This is a genomic window from Bradyrhizobium sp. (assembly GCF_030646015.1).
Taxonomy (GTDB): domain Bacteria; phylum Pseudomonadota; class Alphaproteobacteria; order Rhizobiales; family Xanthobacteraceae; genus Bradyrhizobium.
Window position 1 is genome coordinate 58,513 of sequence record NZ_JAUSLT010000035.1, and the last position, 20,113, is coordinate 78,625.

17 protein-coding genes are annotated in these 20,113 nt (G+C 65.0%); 10 read left to right on the forward strand and 7 right to left on the reverse strand.

The genetic code is table 11. The features are described from left to right. Genes Q7T45_RS04525 through Q7T45_RS04535 form a run of 3 tightly spaced genes read left to right on the forward strand, consistent with a single transcriptional unit; the run spans window position 1 to window position 2,496 of the window. Window positions 1-1,398, forward strand: coding sequence for an AtzE family amidohydrolase (locus Q7T45_RS04525; protein WP_304868137.1), 1,398 nt, complete (start codon window positions 1-3; stop codon window positions 1,396-1,398). Window position 1,399: 1 nt separating this feature from the next. Continuing rightward, window positions 1,400-1,801 carry an oxalurate catabolism protein HpxZ gene (hpxZ, locus tag Q7T45_RS04530; RefSeq protein ID WP_304868139.1) on the forward strand — a complete coding sequence of 134 codons (402 nt, stop codon included), beginning with the start codon at window positions 1,400-1,402 and terminating at the stop codon, window positions 1,799-1,801. Further along, window positions 1,798-2,496, forward strand: coding sequence for a GntR family transcriptional regulator (locus Q7T45_RS04535; protein ID WP_304868141.1), 699 nt, complete (start codon window positions 1,798-1,800; stop codon window positions 2,494-2,496). Before hpxZ ends, Q7T45_RS04535 begins: the two co-directional genes overlap by 4 nt. A 138-nt stretch (window positions 2,497-2,634) precedes the next feature. Here the strand turns inward: Q7T45_RS04535 and atzF are convergent, their stop codons facing one another. The 3 genes from atzF to Q7T45_RS04550 are packed head-to-tail and all read right to left on the reverse strand — an operon-like array spanning window position 2,635 to window position 6,839. After that, a complete protein-coding gene (atzF, locus tag Q7T45_RS04540) occupies window positions 2,635-4,431 on the reverse strand; it encodes an allophanate hydrolase (RefSeq protein ID WP_304868143.1) in 1,797 nt (598 codons plus the stop codon). 24 nt (window positions 4,432-4,455) lie between these two features. Next, the gene (locus Q7T45_RS04545) at window positions 4,456-6,108 is read right to left on the reverse strand and encodes a regulator (protein WP_304868145.1); all 1,653 of its coding nucleotides are present in this window, start codon (window positions 6,106-6,108) and stop codon (window positions 4,456-4,458) included. Beyond that, complete coding sequence (locus tag Q7T45_RS04550; protein WP_304868146.1) at window positions 6,105-6,839, reverse strand: cysteine hydrolase family protein; 735 nt, start codon at window positions 6,837-6,839, stop codon at window positions 6,105-6,107. The genes Q7T45_RS04545 and Q7T45_RS04550 overlap by 4 nt, the downstream gene beginning before the upstream one ends. Before the next feature lie 278 nt (window positions 6,840-7,117). Between Q7T45_RS04550 and Q7T45_RS04555 the strand changes: the two genes are divergently transcribed. After that, a complete protein-coding gene (locus Q7T45_RS04555; RefSeq protein ID WP_304868148.1) occupies window positions 7,118-7,588 on the forward strand; it encodes an SRPBCC family protein in 471 nt (156 codons plus the stop codon). Between the two features lie 46 nt (window positions 7,589-7,634). Here the strand turns inward: Q7T45_RS04555 and Q7T45_RS04560 are convergent, their stop codons facing one another. Beyond that, a complete protein-coding gene (locus tag Q7T45_RS04560; RefSeq protein ID WP_304868150.1) occupies window positions 7,635-8,150 on the reverse strand; it encodes a MarR family winged helix-turn-helix transcriptional regulator in 516 nt (171 codons plus the stop codon). Window positions 8,151-8,338: 188 nt separating this feature from the next. Here Q7T45_RS04560 and Q7T45_RS04565 point away from each other — a divergent pair, with 188 nt between their 5' ends. Next, entirely contained in the window at window positions 8,339-10,198 is a 1,860-nt protein-coding gene (locus tag Q7T45_RS04565) for a feruloyl-CoA synthase (RefSeq protein WP_370691208.1), read from the forward strand. A 6-nt stretch (window positions 10,199-10,204) separates the two neighbouring features. On the opposite strand, the gene Q7T45_RS04570 is transcribed toward Q7T45_RS04565, so the two are convergent. Next, the gene (locus tag Q7T45_RS04570) at window positions 10,205-11,488 is read right to left on the reverse strand and encodes an NAD(P)/FAD-dependent oxidoreductase (protein ID WP_304868154.1); all 1,284 of its coding nucleotides are present in this window, start codon (window positions 11,486-11,488) and stop codon (window positions 10,205-10,207) included. A gap of 532 nt (window positions 11,489-12,020) precedes the next feature. Here Q7T45_RS04570 and Q7T45_RS04575 point away from each other — a divergent pair. From Q7T45_RS04575 to Q7T45_RS04595, 5 genes are all read left to right on the forward strand, one after another. Next, window positions 12,021-13,193 carry an ABC transporter substrate-binding protein gene (locus tag Q7T45_RS04575; RefSeq protein ID WP_304739266.1) on the forward strand — a complete coding sequence of 391 codons (1,173 nt, stop codon included), beginning with the start codon at window positions 12,021-12,023 and terminating at the stop codon, window positions 13,191-13,193. A gap of 110 nt (window positions 13,194-13,303) precedes the next feature. Next, complete coding sequence (locus tag Q7T45_RS04580) at window positions 13,304-14,221, forward strand: branched-chain amino acid ABC transporter permease (protein WP_304868157.1); 918 nt, start codon at window positions 13,304-13,306, stop codon at window positions 14,219-14,221. After that, entirely contained in the window at window positions 14,218-15,165 is a 948-nt protein-coding gene (locus Q7T45_RS04585) for a branched-chain amino acid ABC transporter permease (RefSeq protein ID WP_304868159.1), read from the forward strand. Before Q7T45_RS04580 ends, Q7T45_RS04585 begins: the two co-directional genes overlap by 4 nt. Further along, window positions 15,158-15,925 carry an ABC transporter ATP-binding protein gene (locus Q7T45_RS04590; RefSeq protein WP_304868161.1) on the forward strand — a complete coding sequence of 256 codons (768 nt, stop codon included), beginning with the start codon at window positions 15,158-15,160 and terminating at the stop codon, window positions 15,923-15,925. The genes Q7T45_RS04585 and Q7T45_RS04590 overlap by 8 nt, the downstream gene beginning before the upstream one ends. Further along, window positions 15,918-16,637, forward strand: coding sequence for an ABC transporter ATP-binding protein (locus Q7T45_RS04595; RefSeq protein ID WP_304868163.1), 720 nt, complete (start codon window positions 15,918-15,920; stop codon window positions 16,635-16,637). The genes Q7T45_RS04590 and Q7T45_RS04595 overlap by 8 nt, the downstream gene beginning before the upstream one ends. A gap of 509 nt (window positions 16,638-17,146) precedes the next feature. On the opposite strand, the gene Q7T45_RS04600 is transcribed toward Q7T45_RS04595, so the two are convergent. Both Q7T45_RS04600 and Q7T45_RS04605 read right to left on the reverse strand, forming a co-directional pair. Then, on the reverse strand, window positions 17,147-18,583 hold the full coding sequence (locus tag Q7T45_RS04600; protein WP_304868165.1) for a glutamine synthetase family protein: 1,437 nt from the start codon (window positions 18,581-18,583) through the stop codon (window positions 17,147-17,149). Window positions 18,584-18,711: 128 nt separating this feature from the next. Continuing rightward, entirely contained in the window at window positions 18,712-20,067 is a 1,356-nt protein-coding gene (locus Q7T45_RS04605; protein ID WP_304868167.1) for an aromatic ring-hydroxylating dioxygenase subunit alpha, read from the reverse strand. Between the last annotated feature and the right edge of the window lie 46 nt (window positions 20,068-20,113).

A 20,113-nucleotide genomic window follows, 5' to 3' on the forward strand; every position in this document is an offset into this window, starting at 1 on the left:
ATGACCGCAAATCCCGACGAGCTGTCGGCCTCGGAAATCGCGCAGGCCGTCGCCGGCCGCAAGTTGTCGGCGCTCGGCGTGACGGAAGCGGCGCTGGCGCGAATCGCAAAGCACGATTCCGCCTTGAATTCCTTCACCGACGTCACGGCCGAGCGCGCCCGTGCCTCCGCCAAGGCGATCGATGCCGCGATCGCGGCCGGCAAGAGTCCCGGCCCGCTGGCCGGCGTGCCCTTCGCCGTCAAGAATCTGTTCGACGTACAAGGGCTGCCGACCCGCGCCGGATCCAAGATCAATCGCGATCGCAAGCTGTCATCGCGCGACGCCACCTTGATCGAGCGGATGGAAGCGGCCGGCGCGGTGCTGGTCGGCGCGCTCAACATGGGCGAATACGCCTATGATTTCACGGGCGAGAACGTGCATGACGGACCGTCGCGCAATCCGCACGACGCGACACGGATGACCGGCGGCTCCTCGGGCGGCTCCGGTGCCGCGGTCGGCGGCCGGCTGGTGCCGCTGGCGCTGGGATCCGATACCAACGGCTCGATCCGGGTGCCGTCGTCGTTCTGCGGCATTTTTGGCCTGAAGCCGACTTACGGCAGGCTGTCGCGCGCGCGCTCGTTTCCGTTCGTGGCGAGTTTCGATCATCTCGGCCCGTTCGCGCGTAATGTCGGCGATCTCGCGCTGGCCTATGACGCGATGCAGGGTCCGGACGCCGACGATGCCGCGTGCAGCACGCGTGCCGTTGAGCCGGTGAGCGGGCTGCTGGCGCAAGACATTGGCGGCCTGCGGGTTGCGATTGCCGGCGGCTATTTTCAAAAGAACGTGTTCCCCGAAGCAGTCGAAGCCGTCGCCCGCGTCGCAAAGGCACTCGACGCCACAAGAACGATCGAGATTCCCGAAGCCGCGCGCGCCCGCGCCGCGGCCTATGTGATCTCCACCACCGAGGGCGCCTCGCTGCATCTCGATCGGCTGCGCACGCGGCCCAATGATTTCGACCCTGCGGTACGCGACAGGTTGCTGGCGGGCGCGATGGTGCCGGCGCCGCTGGTCGACCGCGCGCAGAAATTTCGCCGCTGGTACCGCGCGCAAGTGCTGGAAATCTTCAAATCGGTCGACGTGATCATCGCGCCGGCGACGCCCAGTGTCGCGCCGAAACTCGGGCAGGTGACCTTCTCGCTCGACGGTGTCGAACTGCCGGTGCGTGCCAATATCGGCATCCACACCCAGCCGATTTCCTTCATCGGCCTGCCGGTGGTCGCGGTGCCGATTCCGTTGCAGCCGATGCCGATCGGCGTGCAGATCATCGCGGCACCCTGGCGTGAGGATATCGCGCTGCGGGTGGCCCATGCGCTGGAGCGCATGGGGGTCGCGGCGGCGCCGCGTCCGAAGGAGTTCTGAGATGGAGGTCGATCTTCCCGACGTGCTCGCCGAGGTGACCGCGCAGTTCGCGCGCTACGAAAAGGCGCTGGTCGAAAACGACGTCGCCGTGCTCGATGAATTGTTCCGCGCCGATCCGCGCACCCTGCGCTATGGCATCGGCGAAAACCTCTACGGCTATGACGCCATCATGGCGTTCCGCGCGGCGCGCTCGCCGGTCGGGCTGATGCGCACGACCGCGCAGACGGTGATCACCGCTTACGGCCGCGACGCGGCGGTCGCCTCGACGCTGTTCTATCGTGACGCCTGGGGCGGCGGCCGGGTCGGGCGGCAGATGCAGACCTGGGTGCGGTTTCCCGAGGGCTGGAAGATCGTCGCCGCCCATGTCAGCATCATCGACGAACCGCAGGGGCAGAAGACATGAGCCTCGATGATCTTCCGGTGCTCCGGCGCGTCGACCGCGCCTCGCCGTTGCCGGACAAGATCACGCGCGCAGAGGAGCTGCGGCTGCAGCTCGCCGATGAAATCGTGCGCGGCGCGCTGCCGCCCGGTGCCGCGCTCGATGAAACCGATATCGCGCGGCGCTTCAACGTGTCGCGCACCCCGGTGCGCGAGGCGCTGCGCCAGCTCGCCGCCAGCGGCCTGATCGACACGCGGGCGCATCGCGGCGCCGTGGTGGCGCAGCCCTCGATCGAACGGCTGACCGGCATGTTCGAGGCGATGGCCGAACTTGAAGCCCTGTGCGCCGGCCTTGCCGCCGAGCGCATGACGGCCGTCGAACGTCACGCCCTGGAAGCGATCCACGAGGAATTGCGGGTGCTGAGCTACGCCGGCAATCCCGACCGGTTTCACGAGGTCAACGAGCGCTTTCACAACGCGATCTATGCCGGTTCGCAAAACGGCTACATCGCCGAGATGACGCTGGCGACGCGGGTGCGGGTGCAGCCGTTCCGCCGCGCGCAGTTCCGCAATCTCGGGCGTCTGGCGAAATCCCACGCCGAGCACGACCGCGTCGTGGTCGCCATCATGCGCGGCGACCGCACCGGTGCCGCGGCGGCGATGCGCGCGCATATCGAACTGGTGCGCGGGGAATACGAGATCTACGCGGTGTCGGTGTAGGATTCTTCGCCTCTCCCCGCTTGCGGGGAGAGGCCGGATTGCGAAGCAATCCGGGTGAGGGGGACCATCCGCGAGTTGTGCTCGTTGAGACAGCCCCTCACCCCAACCCTCTCCCCGCAAGCGCGGGGCGAGGGGACGCTAAACCGCCACCTTCTGCGCCATGAACGCACGCCAGCCGCCGAACGCGGAAATGTCGCGCGCGGCGCTGACATCGACGGCCTCGACGAGAAACCCCTTGATTCCGCGGCCGTCGTCGAGGCGGACGGTGCCGATCGACAGTGGCGGCGGGATTGCGGCGACGAATTTTCCGAAACTCGCTGATGATAGGGCCCACAGTTCGATCGCAATTGGCGTCCCTGTTCCCGCTGCGACCCGCAGCATGCCGGGTTTTGGCGGCGTGGTGCTCAGTGCAAAAAGCTTGTAGTCCGGCGCGGTGCTCGCTGCCTCCAGCAGGCGTCCGCCCAGCGCCTTCAATTCGCCGTTCAGCGCCATGCCCGACAGATGCGCGCCGACCACGGCGATGGCGATTTCGTCGCCACTGAGCCTTGCCGGCAATGCTGCGAGCGGCGGCTGCGGCAGGCTTCGCGCACCCATCGTGAGATTGGTATCGGCATGGAAGACGCGGCCGATCGAGGCCAGTTGCGCGTCCTGTCCGGCAGGCGCCAACAGCGTGATGCCGAACGGAATGTCATCTGATCGAATCGCCGCCGGCAGCGCCAGTCCGCAGAGGTCGAGCAAATTGACAAAGTTGGTGTAGGTGCCGAGCCGGGAGTTGAGCTCGACCGGGTTGGCCAGCACCTGCGCGGTGGAGTAGGCGGTCGGCGCCGTCGGCAGCACCAGCGCGTCGATGTTTTCAAAGGCGCGATCGGCCACCTTGCGCAGCGCCTGCAACCGGTACAGTGCGGCAAAGGTATCGGCGGCGGAAAGCCGGGCGCCGGCGATGGTGATGTCGCGCGTCACCGGATAGATCGCTTCCGGTGAGGACGCCAGCAGATCGCGAATGACCAGATAGCGTTCCGCGATCCAGGGCCCTTCGTAGAGCAGCCGCGCGGTTTCATAGAACGGCTCGAGATCGAACTCGACCAGACTGGCGCCGAGTGCGGTCCAGCGTTGCAGCGCGTCGCCATAGGCCTGCTCGGCAACCTTGTCGCCAAAGAAGATCAGCTGGCCGTCACGCGGCACGCCGAGCCGGAGCTGTGTTGGAAACCCGGTCATCTGCGCCAGCGGCCGGTTGCGCGAATAGGGATCCGCCGCGTCGGGGGCCGCCATCGCAGCCAGTGCCGTCATCGCATCGTCGACGTTGAGCGAGAAGATCGAGACGCAGTCCAGCGTGCGGCAGGCCGGCACCACGCCTGAAGTGGAGATCAGTCCCAGGCTCGGCTTCAGCCCGACGATATTGTTGAGCATCGCGGGCACCCGGCCGCTTCCCGCGGTGTCGGTGCCGAGCGCCAGCGGCACCAGTCCGGCCGATACGGCGACGGCCGAGCCCGAACTCGATCCGCCCGGAATGAGGTCGCCGCGCATCGGGTTGCCGGGGATGCCGTAAGGCGAGCGCACGCCGACGAGGCCGGTGGCGAACTGGTCGAGGTTGGTCTTGCCGATGACGATGGCACCGGCCGCGCGCAGCCGCGCGACCGCCGTCGAGTCATGCGTGGGCATGTAGGAGAATGCCGGGCAAGCGGCGGTCGTCGCCAGGCCCTGCGCGTCGATATTGTCCTTTACCGCAACCGGCACGCCGTACAGCGGCAGCTGTGCAGGATCCTTTTTCGACAGCGCATCGGCTTCCGCCACCGCGTCCTTCTCGTCGCGCAGGCTGATGAAGACAGCAGGATCATTATGGTCGCGGATCCGCTGATAGGCGCGGGCGACGGTCTGCGCGGGTGTCATCGCGCCGGCGCGATGGGCGGCGACGATTTCGGCGATGGTTTCAGTCACGCGTTGCCCCGATCGGACACGAACTCATTCAGCGGGTGCGGCAAGGGGCGTCTCCGGATGCGAAACGGGAAGGGATGAGATGCCAAGTTTCGCCAGCGCGAAGAATACCGCAGCTACCAGGGCATAAGCCAGTGCGACGCCGGGAGTTACCCCCAATCCGCCGCCGAACCCGACGGCTTCGCCATGCATGAAGCCGAAGTAGGTCAGCACCGCGCCCGACAGCGCGAAGGCCGCGGCCTTGACGAAGTCGCGCTCGATCACGAAGACGCCGATGGCGCCGAGCACGAGGCCGGTGAGGATCGATCCGCCGCCCATCACTTCCAGCCCGTGATAGAGCACGCCCTGCTGCGGCAAGGCGGCGATCGCGGCTGTCTTGACCGCAGCGACCTTGTCGGCGGCGAGCCCGCCCACCGCCTGCGCGGCATTGAGAGTCGATCCCAGCATGGTGTCGATCTGCAGCTTGGCCCAGGCCGCCAGATGCGGCGTCAGCGCCAGCACAACGGCGGGGGCATGTTTGATCGGCGTGGTCTGGAACGCCTGGGCGCCGATCAGCATGCCGATGTAGAGCAGGATCGGCGAGATCGCGACCACCGGCACCAGCGCCAGCAACACCGAGATGATGCCGAACCAGGAGAGCACCACCACCATGATGCCGGTCGCCGCCGAATAGCCGATCCGGCCGCCCATCGCCTTCCAGCCGGGATGGCCGATATAGACCGCGTTGATGAAGGGATTGCCCATCAGGCAGCCGATCAGGCTGACGACGCCGTCGGCGGTCAGTACTTTCGTGGTCGGATATTCGTCGCCCGCGGCCTCGGCGCTTTCGACATTGTCCATCGCCTCGACCAGATCGTAGATGCCGAACGGGATCGCGGTGACCAATATGATGCCGAGGAATTCGAAGCCGGAGAACACTTCACCGATCGCGGGGATCGGCACCGAGAAGCCGAAATTGGCAAAGGCGTCGCCGAGGCCCTTGACGCTGAGACCGCCGAGGCCGAGCCCGAACAAATTGGATCCCCACGCGATCAGCATGCCGGCGGCGATCGCCACCAGGCCGGCGGGAATCGCCTTCGGATATCTGACGCCGCCGAACCAGCTCGCCATGATGATGGCGAAGCAGACCAGGCCGATCTGCGGCGTCATGTACATCTCCAGCGCCGGCCGCATCGAGATGAAGGTCACGGAAACGCCGGCCAGCGTGCCGAGCAGCGCCGCGCGCGGCGTGATCCTGCGGATGTACGGCGCGATGAAGCCGCCGATCATCAGGATGAAGCTCTGGAAGAACACCCAGACCAGGCCGGCCGACCAGCCCTTGATCGGATCTCCGGTCTTCAGCGTGATAGGCAGCATGATCACGAAGGTGACGATGAACATGTGCGGCACGCTGACGCCCGACGGCAGCGCGCAGACATCATTGCGGCCGGTTTTTTGCGCGAGCCGGTAGGCCAGCCAGGCGTAATAGAAGGTCGAGAGGCACATCATCAGGCCGAGCGCCGGCAGGATGCGGCCGAAGACCAGTGAGTCTGGCATCTTCAGCACGAAGCGCAACAGCCCTGTAAGCACCAGCATGTTGACGAGGATGTTGGTGCCGAAGCCGAACAGCGCGTTCCAGTCGCCCGGCGTCCAAAATGCAGGTTTGAATTCGCCCTTGCTCGCCGTCACGGTCGTGCTCATTGCGATGCCCCCATTGTCCGTTGGTTGGTAGTCTCCGTTGCCAAAGTCTCCGGTGTCATGGCCTCGAGAACCGCGGCGGAGTCTGAGACCCAGCCGAAGATGCCACCCTGGGCCTTGATCATGTTCAGGCCCATCTCGTGGAATTCGGGGAAATAGGAGGCGCAGCAATCCGCCAGCACGACGCAGCGGTAACCGCGGTCGTTGGCCTCGCGCACGGTGGTGTTGACGCAGACCTCGGTGGTGACGCCGCACACCAGCAAATTCTCGATGCCGTAATTCGCCAGGATCTCGCCGAGCTCGGTGGCGTAGAACGCGCCCTTGCCGGGCTTGTCGATCACGATCTCGTCGTCGAGCGGATAGAGTGCCGCAATGATGTCGTGGCCGGCCTCGCCGCGGATCAGGATCCGTCCCATCGGGCCGGGATCGCCGATCCGCTTGCTCGGTGCGCCGCGCTCGATCTTGGCCGGCGGCGCGTCGGAGAGGTCAGGCAGATGTCCCTCGCGGGTATGCACCACCAGAATTCCCGCCGCCCGCGCGGCGGCCAGCACGCTGGCGCAAGGCGCGACCGCGCGCGCCAGCTGCGAGACGTCGTTGCCCAGGGTCTCGCCGAAGCCCCCGGGCTCGAAGAAGTCGCGCTGCATGTCGATGATGACCAGCGCCGTCGCGGCCCAGTCGAGCGCGATCGGCTGTGGCTCCGCGGCGAGCAGGCTGGTGGTTGCGGATATCGCCATGGCTGACTTCGCTCCGGCCTTGATCGGCTATTCGATCGAAGCAAGCGGTGTGCCATTGTGTACAACGGGGGCGAGGCACGGGATTCTTTAAATTGCTGTGTCTTGCCAGATACTTGGGGTTGCATTACCGGCGAGGGTCCGCGGTGTTGGAGCGACCGCAAGAAATGCGTTTGCTCAAATTATGAGCAGCGCCATTTGCGAGATGCGGCAGCGATCGTCTAGCTTGGCGTCAGAGCTTACGCGCGCGACCGCGCCACTCGCCTTGCCCGGAGTACCCGATGTCGAATTCGTTCGAACGCCGCCACGATATCCTGATCGATGCGCCGCCGGAGGCGGTTTACGACTACGTCTGCAATCCGAATTCCTGGCCGGAATGGCTGGCCGCATCACACCACATCGACAGCGCCGACCGCGCACTGGACGCTGGCGAAGGTTTTCGCGAGCAATGGCACATCCGCCGCGGCGAGGTGGTGCTGGACTGGAAGGTCACCGAGAGCGATCGTCCGAACGCCTGGACCGTGCGGGCCGAGACCGACTTCATCGGGCCCATCATCGTTCGCTACACGTTTGAACGCGTCGGCGACGCCACCCGATACACACGGCATCTCAACAACCCAAGCCGTCCCTCGGCCGCCAGCGCCGAGCAGATCCAGCGCGTGGACGAAGAGGCGCAGATCGGGCTCAGCAACATCAAGCGGCAGGTCGAGCAACGTTGGGCCGCGCAAGGCGCGCCTCAATCGGCGGGCTGACGGCGGCATCGTTCCCGGATTGCCTGCACTTCTGCAGCGCGCGCAGTCAGGTGAACGATGAGAGTATCCGGAGCAATTGCTCGCGATTCTCCGACCCGATCTTCTCCGCCACATGCCGTTCGTGTTCCGCCGCGAGCAGCTTGAACTGCCGCAACGATGCCTCGCCGCGCGCGGTCAGGTGCAGCGCGTGGGATCGCCGGTCGGTCCTGGATCGAACACGCCTGACCAGCTTGCGATCCTCGAGACTGTCCAGCAGGTGCACCAGCCGGGCGCGCTCGATGCCGAGCCGCTGCGCCACCGCCATCTGGCTCAAGCCCGGGTTCGCGCCGATTACCGTCAGCACCGAATATTGCGTCGGCTTGATGTCGACCGCCGCGAGCGTGCAGACAAAATCCTGGAAGATCCAGATCTGGAAGCGCCGTACCGCGTAGCCGGCATGGCCGAGCAGCCCGTCGAGGCCGATCTCGCCGTCGGCTTCCAGGGCGCGTGCCTTGCCGTTTGCCGTGCGCTTGCCGCTGGCAGCAGGAATTTTCGGGGCCGTCCGGGCCGCCCGGTTGGACATTTTGCTTCTCCAGCCTGTGTTCCCTTGTAGCGTATCGCGGTCGGGAGAGAAAGATTGTTGTTGACGACAACAATTGTTCTAACCAACAATATCGCCAAAGCGGCCCGGAAGTGGCCGCAGGCGCCGCCCAAGTCAGGCGGGAGTCTTTCCGGTCATCCCGGAGAACGACCGATAGGAGGAAACGGATGATTGCAGCCGCCGAGCGCGGGCATCCCGACACGCTGTTTGCGACACCCGCGATCACCGTCGATCGCCGGGCCGACGGCAGCATCATCGTGAAGTCGACCGTGCCGCTGCAGCCGGCCGCGCGCTGCGTCGGCGACTGGCTGGAGCACTGGGCGCGGCAGACGCCGGCGAAGGTCTTTCTCGGCGAGCGCGCAACGGTCGACGCGCCGTGGACGACGGTTACCTACAGCGATGCGCTGCGCCAGGTGAGGTCCGCGGCCAGCTGGATTTTGGCGCAGGGTTTGAGCGCGCGGCGTCCGCTGGTCATTCTCTCGGACAACAGCGCCGATCACGCGCTGTTCGCGCTGGCGGCAATGCATGCCGGCGTACCTGCGGCGGCGATCTCGCCGGCCTATTCGCTGATGTCGCGGGATTTCGACAAGCTGAAGAGCATGGTCGGGTTGCTCGATCCCGGCGCGATCTATGTATCCGGCACAAAACCGTTCGCGGCGGCATTGGCGGCGATCAAGCCGCTGCACGGCGCTGTGATCGTGACCGGCGACGTTGACAGTGGCGACGCGATTCCATTTCGTCAGATCGCCGCGACCCCCGAAACCGATGCCATGGCAAGGGCTTTCGCGACAGTCGGGCCGGATACGATTGCAAAGTTCCTGTTCACCTCGGGTTCGACCGGCACCCCGAAGGCCGTGATCAACACCCAGCGCATGCTGACCACGAGCCAGCAGGCCAAGGCGCAGACCTGGTCGTTTCTGGAAAACGCCGATGACGATCTGGTGATCCTGGACTGGCTGCCGTGGAGTCACACCTTTGGCGCCAACCACAATTTCAATCTCGTGCTGCGCAATGGCGGCACGCTCTATATCGACGGCGGCAAGCCGGCGCCCGGCCTGTTCGCGACGTCCCTGGCCAATCTGCGCAGCGTGATGCCGACGGTCTATTTCAACGTGCCCCGCGGCTTCGACATGTTGATCGCGGCGTTGCGCGAGGACGACGAGTTGCGCCGTCGCTTCTTCGGCGAAGTGAAGTTTGCGTTCTATGCCGGTGCCGCGCTGCCGCAGAATATGTGGGACGCGATGGAGGAACTGTCGGTCAAAGCGATCGGCCGGGCGCTGCCGATGGTGTCGGCGTGGGGCTCCACCGAAACCTCTCCGCTGGCGACCGACTGTCATTTCCAGGCCAGGCGCTCCGGCAATATCGGCGTGCCGATCCCCGGCACCGAACTGAAACTGGTGCGGTCGGGCGACAAGCTCGAGGTCCGGGTGCGCGGCCCCAATGTCACGCCGGGCTACTGGAAGGCGAAGGATCTGACAGCACAGGCGTTCGACGCCGAAGGCTTTTATCTGATCGGCGATGCCGTGACGTTTGCCGATCCGGACCGGCCGGAACTTGGATTATTCTTCGACGGCCGTGTCGCGGAAGACTTCAAGCTCAATTCTGGCACCTGGGTCAGCGTCGGCACCTTGCGTGTCGCCGGGATCACGGCGCTGGCGCCGCTGGCGCAGGACATCGTGGTATCAGGCCATGGCGGCGATCACGTCCGCTTCCTGGTATTTCCTAACATCGCGGCCTGCCGCGCGCAGGCCGGGCTCACCGACAGCGCCGATGTGAATGTGGTGATCGGCCACGAAAAGGTACGACGGGCGATCGCGTCAGGGCTGGCAAAGCTGAAGGCGCAAAGCGGAGGTGGCTCATCCGGTCACGCCACCCGCGCGCTGCTGCTGGCGGAGCCCGCCTCGGTCGACGGCGGCGAGATCACCGACAAGGGCTACATCAACCAGCGCGCGGTGCTGACGCGGCGCGCGGCCGCGGTGGCAACGCTGGAGGACGATGCGTCGGCGGCATGGATCGGGTGTCCGGGCTGAGGCCCGTCACTTCCCCACCTTGCTTGAGCCTTGCGTGATCAGCCGGGCGGCGCGCTGGTCGCGGGCGTGGATCCAGAGCCAGGAGATCGCGACGCTGAGCCGGTTGCGCAGGCCGATCAGGAAATAGATGTGGGCGATGCCCCAGATCCACCACGCGATGGTGCCGCGCAATTTGAAGCGCCCGAAATCAATCACCGCCTTGCGCTTGCCGATCTGCGCGAGGCTGCCGGCATGCTGGTAGCGGAACGGGCTCAGCTTGTCGCCGCGCAGCCGCGCCTTGATGGTGTCGGCGACATAAACGCCCTGCTGCTTGGCGGCCGGCGCGATGCCGGGGACTGGTTTGCCGTCGGGGCCGTTGATCGTGACGGTATCGCCGATCGCGAAAATATCGGGATGGCCGGGAACGGTGAGGTCGGGTTCGACCTGCAGGCGGAAGGCGCGGTCGGCAGGAGCGTCGAGCCACTGGGCCGCGGACGAGGCGCGCACGCCGGCGGCCCAGATCAGGGTTTTCGCTGCCAGTCTGTTGCCGCCATAGATCACGCCGTCAACAGAGCATTCGGTGACGGCCTGTCCCAGCACCACTTCGACGCCGAGGCTTTCCAGCGAGCGCTGCGCATAGGCCGACAGATCGTCGGGAAAACCCGCCAGCACGCGCGGGCCGGCCTCGATCAGCACGACGCGTGCCGCGTGGGTGTCGATGTTGCGGAAGTCGGGCCGCAGCGTGTCGCGCGCCAGTTCGGCGATGGTGCCGGCGAGTTCGACGCCGGTCGGGCCGGCGCCGACGATGACGAAGGTCAAGAGGGCGGCGAGGCGCTCCGGGTCGGTCTCGCGCTCGGCGCGTTCGAAGGCGACGAGAATGCGCCGCCGCAGCGTGGTCGCGTCCTCAAGCGTCTTCAGGCCGGGCGCGAACGGCTCCCATTCGTCATGGCCGAAATAGGCGTGCCGCGCGCCGGTGGCGAGAACCAGGGTGTCGTAGGGCAGGCTGTCGCCGTCATCCAGCAGCACGCGCTTGTTGGCCGCGTCGACGCCGCTGACGTTGGCGAACAGGGTGGTGACTTCGGGCCGGTCGCGCAAGAGATAGCGGATCGGCCAGGCGATCTCCGAGGTCGCCAGCGAGGCGGTGGCGACCTGGTAGAGCAACGGCTGGAACAGATGGTGGTTGCGGCGGTCGACGAGGGTGATGCTGACCGGCCCACCCTTCAGCCGATGGGTCGCTTGCAGCCCGCCAAAACCGGCGCCGACGATTACGACGCGATGGAGGTGTGAAGGCCGCGCCTGCGCTGACGTCATGGGCTGAGCTTCCGGTTTCCGGTCTCCCTTACATGTACGTGTTTACAGGGGGTGGTCCAAGGCCGGTTTCCAAATCGGTCGATAGCTGGAATGTATCGTCAGCCACCGATGTGCGATTGCAAGGGCCTGCCGACAAGGTCGCCATCATGCGGCCTGACGTCATCGACGGCGCCTGGCTGCTGGTTTGATCGGTGGTGACTTCTCAACCATGGGTGGCCGATAGTTGAAGCGGTAGTGCGCGCGCCGGCCCAGCCCCGGGAGCCCAGGCGCAAGGCCGCAGCCGCCGCACTCTGCCACCTGAACTATAATTCTTGCCATTCGCCATGGATGCGAATTATGGTGCACAAAAGTTGGCTTTGGGCCGAAGGTTCTAAGAGGGGGCCGGCGGTTCAGGCTTGCTGCGGACTGGCAATTTCGCGCACAAAACACGTCACCTAAAAGAGTGAGACCCGAGAACGGAGCGTTGAAGGCTGTTCGAACGGGGATGGGACATTTGACGGACGGCAACGTCCTTAGTGAGGAGGGAGCGAATATGAGAACGGCATTCTGGCTGGCGGGCGCTACGGTTCTGGCGCTGGCAAACCCCGCGCTGGCGGGAGACACCATCAAGATCGGGTTCGTCTCGACCTTTAGCGGGCCGACCGCCGTGATCGGCAACGACATGCGCAATTCGTTCGAGCTCGCGCTCGATCACATCGGCCGCAAGATGGGCGGCAAGCCGGTCGAGGTGATCTACGAGGACGACGGGCAGAAGCCGGATGTCGGCAAGCAGAAGACCGAAAAGCTGATCCAGTCCGACAAGGTCGACTTCATCGCCGGCTATATCTGGTCGAACGTACTGCTGGCCTCGCTGAAGCCGGTGGTGGATTCCAAGACCATGATGGTCATTGCCAATGCCGGCCCGTCGCAGGTCGCCGGCGAATTGTGCTCGCCCTATGTGTTCTCGACCTCGTGGCAGAACGACCAGACGCCGCAGGCGGTGGGCGAATACATGAACCAGAAGGGCGTCAAGTCGGTGTTCCTGATCGGCCCGAACTATGCCGCCGGCAAGGACATGCTGGCCGGCGTCAAGAGCACGTTCAAGGGCGAGGTCAAGGGCGAGGAATACACGGTGTGGCCGAGCCAGCTCGACTTCTCCGCCGAGCTGTCGAAGGCGCGCGCCTCGGGTGCGGCATCGATCTTCGTGTTCTATCCGGGTGCCGCCGGCGTCCAGTTCCTCAACCAGTATGCCCAGGCCGGCCTGAAGGCGCAGATGCCGCTCTACACGGCGTTCACCATCGACGAATTGTCGCTGCCGCTGCAGAAGGAAAACGCGCTCGGCGTTCCCGGCGCCCAGCAGTGGGTCAACGACCTGCCCAACGAGCAGAACAAGAAGTTCGTCGCCGACTACCGCAAGAAGTACACCGGCCTGCGCCCGACTTTTTACGGCGCGCAGTCCTATGACGCCGCGCAGCTGATCGCCAGCGCCGTGGAAGCGGTGAAGGGCGACACCTCGAAGAAGGACGAGATGAAGGCGGCGATGCAGAAGGCCAATTTCAAATCGGTGCGCGGCGCCTTCAAGTTCGGCAACAACCACATCCCGATCCAGAACTTCTACCTGCAGGACGTGGTGAAGGACGCCGACGGCTCGCTCGCGCTGAAGACCGTCGCCACCATCGTCAAGGACAGCCAGGACAAGTACCACGACAAATGCCCGATGAAGTGATCTAGTGGGCTTTGCAATACGGCGGCGGCGCTCAGGTGCCGCCGCTGTTTTCCTGTCGGCACATGTCTTGCTTTGCAATCAGATGACTTCCAAACTCACCTAGAGCGTCCATGCTGCTTGTCGTCGAACAATTCCTGAACGGGCTGCAGTTCGGTCTGCTGCTGTTTCTGCTGGCGGCGGGATTGACGCTGGTGTTCGGTATCATGGACTTCGTCAATCTGGCGCACGGCTCGCTCTACATGATGGGCGCCTATTTCGCGGCGACCTTCGTGGTGTGGACCGGCAGTTTCGTCCTCGGCTGCGTGCTGGCGCTGGGTGCTACGCTGTTGCTCGGCATTCTGCTGGAATTCGTCGCACTTCGGCATCTCTACGGCCGCGATCATCTCGATCACGTGCTGGCGACCTTCGGGCTGATCCTGTTCTTCAACGACGCGGTGCGGCTGATCTGGGGTCCGGCGGGTCTGGCGCTGCCGTTGCCGCCCTGGCTGACGGTGCCGTTTCAGATCATGCCCGGCGTCTATTATCCCGCCTATCGCCTCGCCATCATCGTGGTGGCGCTGCTGGTGGCGCTGCTGCTCTATCTCGTGGTGATGCGAACCCGGATCGGCATGCTGATCCGGGCCGGCGCATCGAACCGCGAAATGATCGGCGCGCTCGGCATCAACATCAAGCTGCTCTATACCCTGGTATTCGGCCTCGGCGCCGCGCTGGCCGGTCTCGCCGGGCTGATGCAGGCGCCGATCCTCACGGTGCAGATCGGGATGGGCGAGAACATCCTGATCCTCGCCTTCGTCATTATCGTCATCGGCGGCATCGGCTCGATTCGCGGCGCCTTCCTGGCCGCGATCTTCGTCGGCATGATCGATACGCTGGGCCGCGCCTTCCTGCCCGATTTGCTGCGACAGATCCTGAGTTCGGCCGCCGCTTCCACCGCCGCCCCCGCGCTCTCCTCGATGCTCATCTATCTGCTGATGGCCATCGTGCTGGTGGTGCGGCCGGAGGGCCTGTTTCCGGCCGGCCGCCGATGAAGGCTTCGCTCAACGCCCGCACCATCATCGTGGCGCTGGTGGTCGCCGGCCTGCTGTTGCTGCCGGTCTACACCACGCTCAGCGGCAACGTGTTCGGGCTGACGCTGTTCACCCGCATCATCATCTACGCGCTGGCGGCGGCCAGCCTCAATCTCATCATGGGCTATGGCGGCATGATGAGTTTCGGGCATGCCGCCTATCTCGGGATCGGCGGCTATGCCGTCGGCATCCTCGCCCATGAAGGCATCGGCTCCGGCTTCATCCAGTGGCCGGTGGCGCTGGCCGCCTCGGCGCTGTTCGCGCTGGTGATCGGCGCGCTGTCGTTGCGCACCCGTGGCGTCTATTTCATCATGATCACGCTGGCCTTCGCGCAGATGGCCTATTACGTCGCCTCGGGACTGGCGCGGTATGGCGGCGACGATGGCCTGACGATCTACAAGCGCAGCGATTTCGGCGGGCTGATCGACCTGTCGAACCGCGTGCAGTTCTATTATCTCTGCCTCGGCTGCCTGTTCGGGGGCATCTATTTGATCTGGCGCATCGTCAATTCACGCTTCGGCATGGTGGTGCAGGGGCTGCGCTCCAACGAGCGGCGCATGCAGGCGATCGGCTTTCCGGTCAACCGCTACAAACTGGTGTGCTTCGTCATCGCCGGCACCATCTGCGGCCTCGCCGGCGCGCTGCTCGCCAACAACACCGATTTCGTCAGCCCGGCCGCGATGTACTGGACCCGTTCCGGCGATCTCATGGTGATGGTGATCCTCGGCGGCATGGGCTCGCTGTTCGGTCCGGTGCTGGGCACCATCGCGTTTCTGCTGCTGGAAGAGGCGTTGTCGCAGTTCACCGAATACTGGGCGCTGATCATGGGCCCGCTGCTGCTCTTGATCGTGCTGTTCGCGCGCGGCGGCATCGACGGGATGCTGGGGAGGGCGCGCCGTGGCTGAACCCCTGCTCCGCGTCGAAGATCTGGTCTGCCGGTTCGGCGGCGTGACCGCGACCGACCACGTTTCGCTCGACGTCAACAGCGGCGAGCTGCACGCCATCATCGGCCCGAACGGCGCCGGCAAGACCACGCTGATCAGCCAGCTCACCGGGCAGTTGATGTCGCATTCCGGGACCATCAGCTTTGCCGGGCAGGATATCACGCGGCTGCCGGCGCATCGCCGCAGCCGGCTCGGGCTGGCGCGCTCGTTCCAGATCACCTCCCTGCTGCCAGACTTCACCGCTGCCGACAACGTTGCGATGGCGGCGCAGGCGCATGACGGGCACTCCTTCCGTTTCTGGGGCGATGCCCGCAAGGAAAAGGGCCTGCGCGACGCGGCGCGCTCGGCGCTGTCGCGGGTCGGGCTCGAACATCGCGCCGATACCGTGGTATCGGAGCTGAGCCATGGCGAGCAGCGCGAGCTCGAACTCGCGGTCGCCCTCGCCACCAAGCCGCAATTGATGCTGCTGGACGAACCGATGGCCGGGCTCGGCGCCACCGAATCCGCGCAGATGGTAAAATTGCTGCAGGAGCTGCGGCGCGAAGTCACCATCGTGCTGGTCGAGCACGACATGAACGCGGTGTTCGCGCTGGCCGACCGCATCACCGTGCTGGTCTATGGCCGCGTCATCGCCTGCGATGCGCCGGCGGCGATCCGCCAGCATGACGAGGTCAAGCGCGCCTATCTCGGCGATCAGCATGTGGTGACCCGCCATGACTGATGCCGCGCCGCTGCTCGAAGTCGATGCCATCGAGACCTGCTACGGCCTCAGCCAGGTGCTGTTCGGCATGTCGCTGTCGGTACGGTCGGGCGAGATGGTGGCGCTGCTGGGCCGCAACGGCATGGGCAAGACCACGACGATCCGCTCCATCATGGGGCTGACGCCGGCGCGCGCGGGCAGCGTCCGCTTTGCCGGACACGAGGCGCGCCAATTGCCCTCGTTCCGGATCGCGCAGCTCGGCATCGGCCTCGTTCCCGAAGGGCGTCAGATCTTTCCCAACCTGACCGTGCGCGAAAACCTCGTCGCCGCCTCCGGCAACCGGCTCGGCAATCCCGATCCCTGGACCATGGAAAAAATCCACGCGCTGTTCCCCAGGCTGTCCGAGCGCGGCGCCAATATGGGCGGCACGCTGTCCGGCGGCGAGCAGCAGATGCTGGCGATCGGCCGCGCGCTGATGACCAATCCGCGCCTCTTGATCCTAGACGAGGCCACCGAGGGCCTGGCGCCCTTGATCCGCGACGAAATCTGGAATTGCCTGTCGCTGCTGAAGGCAAAGGGACAGTCGGTGCTGGTAATCGACAAGAACGTCGAAAACCTCACCCGCATCGCCGACCGGCACTACATCATCGAGCGCGGCCGCGCGGTCTGGAGCGGCACGTCGGACGAATTGATCGCGGCGCCGGAGCTGCAACACCGGTATCTGGGGATCTAGATATTCCGAGCCCGGAAATTCGATTTCCGTCAGCGTCCCTGTCTTGTATCTGCCGCTGACGAGATCATGATAATCAGGTCGATCGCTTGAAGCTGATCGGCCATGGTGACGCATCAAGCGCGCCTGGGTTGAGTCGCCTTCACGTGGTGCGCCTCCGCGGAGCACACTCACGACGCGGCCGCCCTCAAGTCAGCGAGCCGTCAGGGCCAGCCCTGGCGGCTCACTTGTTTTTTGGGGCATCCTCGTCATTGCGAGCGCAGCGAAGCAATCCATCTTTCTTTGCGCCGCGGCATGGATTGCTTCGCTGCGCTCGCAATGACGGTTGAGCGATCGCGCTGACTTCACCTCGCCCCGCTTGCGGGGAGAGGTCGGCGCGTAGCGCCGGGTGAGGGGACTATCCGCGAGTCGCGCTCGTTGAGGCCGCCCCTCACCCCAACCCTCTCCCCGCAAGCGGGGCGAGGGGGCTCACCGTCAGCGCTGAAGCAGCGTTCCTTCAAATCCGCGAGATATCAAAACATCTCGAAGTATTCCCGCTGTTCCCAGTCCGACACTTCCGCCTGAAAACGCTCGATCTCGGCGTTCTTGATGTGGACGTAGTAGTCGACGAACTCCGCGCCCAGCGCCTCGCGAAAGAACGGATCGTCCTTGAGCGCGAACACCGCTTCGCGCAGCGTTTTCGGCAATAGCTCCGCCTTGGTCTCATACGGGGTATCCGCCGAGGGACCGGGGTCGAGCGCGCGGTCGACGCCGTCGAGGCCGGAGAGAATCTGCGAGGCCATGTAGAGATAGGGATTGGCGGCGGGCTCGCCGATGCGGTTTTCCAGCCGCGTCGCGGCATCGCCCGGGCTGCCGAGCACGCGGATCATGACGCCGCGATTGTCGCGTCCCCAGATCGCGCGGTCCGGCGCCAGCGAATAGGAGCGGTAGCGCTTGTAGCCGTTGATGGTCGGCGTCGTGAACACGGTCGAGGCGCGGGCGTGCCGCAGCAGCCCCGCGAGATAATGGCGGCCGAACGGGCTCAGCACGTCACCGCCGTCCTTCGTCATGAACGCGTTCTCGCCGCTGGCGCGCGAGACGATCGATTGATGCAGATGCCAGCCGGAGGCAAACACGTTCGGCAGTTTCGGGCGGCACATGAAGGTGGCGTGATAGCCGTGGCGGCGGGCGATCTGCTTTACGGCACTGCGAAACAGCACCATGTTGTCGGCGGGCTCGAGGCCTGATCGAGGCGCAAAGGTGAACTCGCACTGGCTCGGGCCGAACTCGACCTCGACCGAGCGTAAGGGAAGGCCGAGCGCCAGCACGTCGCGCCGGATGATTTCCAGCACCGGCTCCATCTGGTCGTAGCGCTGCTCGGTCAGATACTGATAGCCATGCGACAGCAGGCTGACATCGGGCGGCGTCCCCGGCTGGCCCGCATGCTCCGGCGACATTCTGGCGTCTTCGAGCTTGAAGATATGGAATTCGACTTCCAGGCCCGCGACGAAGTCGTAGCCGCGCTTGGCGAGTCTATCCAAAACGCCTCGATAGAGATTTCGCGTCGCGAACGGTACCGGCCGTCCATCCGCAAAATGCAGATCGCACATCAGCCATCCCGTGCCCGGCGTCCACGGCAGCACCCGGAACGTGGTGGGATCGGCCACCATCAGCACGTCGGCGGCGCCCTCCATCTCCTTCATGCCGAAACCGCCGCCTGATGTGAACACCGGAAACACCGTGCGGTGCGAGGTGTCCTTGGCGAGCATCGTGGTGGTGATCGAGCAGCCGCTCTCCAGCGAGGACAGCGCCTCGCTCGCTACCAGCGTCTTGCCGCGCAAGATGCCATGCTGATCGGGAAACGACAGCCGGATCACCTCCAGCCTCTGCTGCTCGACGATCTGGCGCAGGCGGCTCGCCGCCTCTTTTTGCTCTTTTGACCAGAGCCCGTGACGTTCGACAAAACTCAACACGTCACTCCTTCAGAGACGGATTCGAACCAATGCATATTGTCGTCATTGCGAGCGAAGCGAAGCAATCCATTCTTTCTTTGCGCGGCAAGCTGGATTGCTTCGCTTCGCTCGCAATGACGAAGAAACTAGACCGCCTTGAGATGCCTGACCTTGTCGGCGATCTCCTGCGGCACCGGTGCGGCCCATGGCGCGCTGCGGCGGCGCTTGACGTCGACTTCCATCCAGAAGGTTTCCCAGCCGCGCGTCGGCCCGATGCCGTCCATGGTGGCGGGGCCCTGGATGCTGCGGGCATGGGCGTCGTCGAGGAACATCATCGGCTTCTGGCCGCCCGCGACCTTCTCGATTTCCTGCCGCAGCAGCCGGCGATATTGCACGATCGCCTTGTCGGAGGTGCCGAGATGCTCGCGGGTGCGGTCCTGGATCGCGCCCATCGATTCCACCGCCCACTGGTCATGCACGTTGATGTCGGCGCCCATGCCGGTGTAGGTCGTGGTCGCCTGCTCGTGCGGGTCGAAACCGTAATCGTTGGTCTTGTTCTTGCGCGATTTATAATCGGGCAATTCGTAGAGTTCGAGCCGCTGGTCGCGCATCTTGTTCTTGTCGACCGGCGCCGAATAGGAGGTGAAGATCGCGTACCAGTAGCAGTTCTCGTCATCGACCGGCACGTGCCACTGCGTGATCGTCATCTCCGTGCTCATCGGAATGACAAAGCCGTGCGGGACCAGCTGGTTGGTGACGCGCACATGGGTTTGCTCGGCGTCGATCTCGCGCAGCGTGATCAGCCGCAGGCCATATTCGGTGTGCTCGACATTGATGATCGGGCGGTCATATTCGCGCAGGATCTTGGTCATCGGCAAGTCGCTGCCGGCGGAGGCGCCGCGGAACTGCTTGCCGTAGGCGCCTGAGGTGTCCTCGTCCTCGAAGAAGCGATGCAGGAACGAGGCATGCGCCGGGTCGATGCCGACCTCCAGCGCCTGCAGCCAGTTGCAGTTGATATGGCCCTTGAACGCGAAGGTGTGGCTGTCCGGCGCGACAAAACAGTCGATCTCCGGAAACGCCGGCGGTTCGTCTTCGCCGAGATACGCCCACAGGATTCCGCCTTTCTCGATCACCGGATAGGCCCGTTGCGTGACGTTCTTGCACAGCGGCGAATCCTTCGGCTCGGCCGGCGTCTCCAGGCACTTGCCCGCGACGTCGAACAGCCAGCCGTGAAAGGCGCAGCGCAAGCCGCCGTTTTCCAGCCGGCCGAAGGCGAGGTCGGCGCCGCGATGCGCGCAATGCCGATCCATCAGGCCGAAGCGGTTCTGCTCGTCGCGAAACAGCACCAGGTTTTCGCCGAGCAGTTTTACCGGTTTGACCGGACGCGGCCCCGTCAACTCGTCGACCAGCGCCGCGGGCTGCCAGTACATCCGCATCAGTTTGCCGGCCGGATCCTTCGGCCCGGTGCGGGTGATCAGGTCGTTCGCTTCCTGGCTCATCATGGCGGAGTGCCTCAAAAAAATGTTCGTCTATTGAACGAATGGGCGA

What these genes read in the sequence shown, in the direction of transcription:
- Q7T45_RS04525 (WP_304868137.1), top strand. Translation starts at nt 1, where the DNA reads ATGACCGCAAATCCCGACGAGCTGTCGGCCTCGGAAATCGCGCAGGCC.
- hpxZ (WP_304868139.1), top strand. Translation starts at nt 1,400, where the DNA reads ATGGAGGTCGATCTTCCCGACGTGCTCGCCGAGGTGACCGCGCAGTTC.
- Q7T45_RS04535 (WP_304868141.1), top strand. Translation starts at nt 1,798, where the DNA reads ATGAGCCTCGATGATCTTCCGGTGCTCCGGCGCGTCGACCGCGCCTCG.
- Q7T45_RS04545 (WP_304868145.1), bottom strand. Translation starts at nt 6,108, where the DNA reads ATGAGCACGACCGTGACGGCGAGCAAGGGCGAATTCAAACCTGCATTT.
- Q7T45_RS04550 (WP_304868146.1), bottom strand. Translation starts at nt 6,839, where the DNA reads ATGGCGATATCCGCAACCACCAGCCTGCTCGCCGCGGAGCCACAGCCG.
- Q7T45_RS04555 (WP_304868148.1), top strand. Translation starts at nt 7,118, where the DNA reads ATGTCGAATTCGTTCGAACGCCGCCACGATATCCTGATCGATGCGCCG.
- Q7T45_RS04560 (WP_304868150.1), bottom strand. Translation starts at nt 8,150, where the DNA reads ATGTCCAACCGGGCGGCCCGGACGGCCCCGAAAATTCCTGCTGCCAGC.
- Q7T45_RS04570 (WP_304868154.1), bottom strand. Translation starts at nt 11,488, where the DNA reads ATGACGTCAGCGCAGGCGCGGCCTTCACACCTCCATCGCGTCGTAATC.
- Q7T45_RS04575 (WP_304739266.1), top strand. Translation starts at nt 12,021, where the DNA reads ATGAGAACGGCATTCTGGCTGGCGGGCGCTACGGTTCTGGCGCTGGCA.
- Q7T45_RS04580 (WP_304868157.1), top strand. Translation starts at nt 13,304, where the DNA reads ATGCTGCTTGTCGTCGAACAATTCCTGAACGGGCTGCAGTTCGGTCTG.
- Q7T45_RS04585 (WP_304868159.1), top strand. Translation starts at nt 14,218, where the DNA reads ATGAAGGCTTCGCTCAACGCCCGCACCATCATCGTGGCGCTGGTGGTC.
- Q7T45_RS04595 (WP_304868163.1), top strand. Translation starts at nt 15,918, where the DNA reads ATGACTGATGCCGCGCCGCTGCTCGAAGTCGATGCCATCGAGACCTGC.
- Q7T45_RS04605 (WP_304868167.1), bottom strand. Translation starts at nt 20,067, where the DNA reads ATGATGAGCCAGGAAGCGAACGACCTGATCACCCGCACCGGGCCGAAG.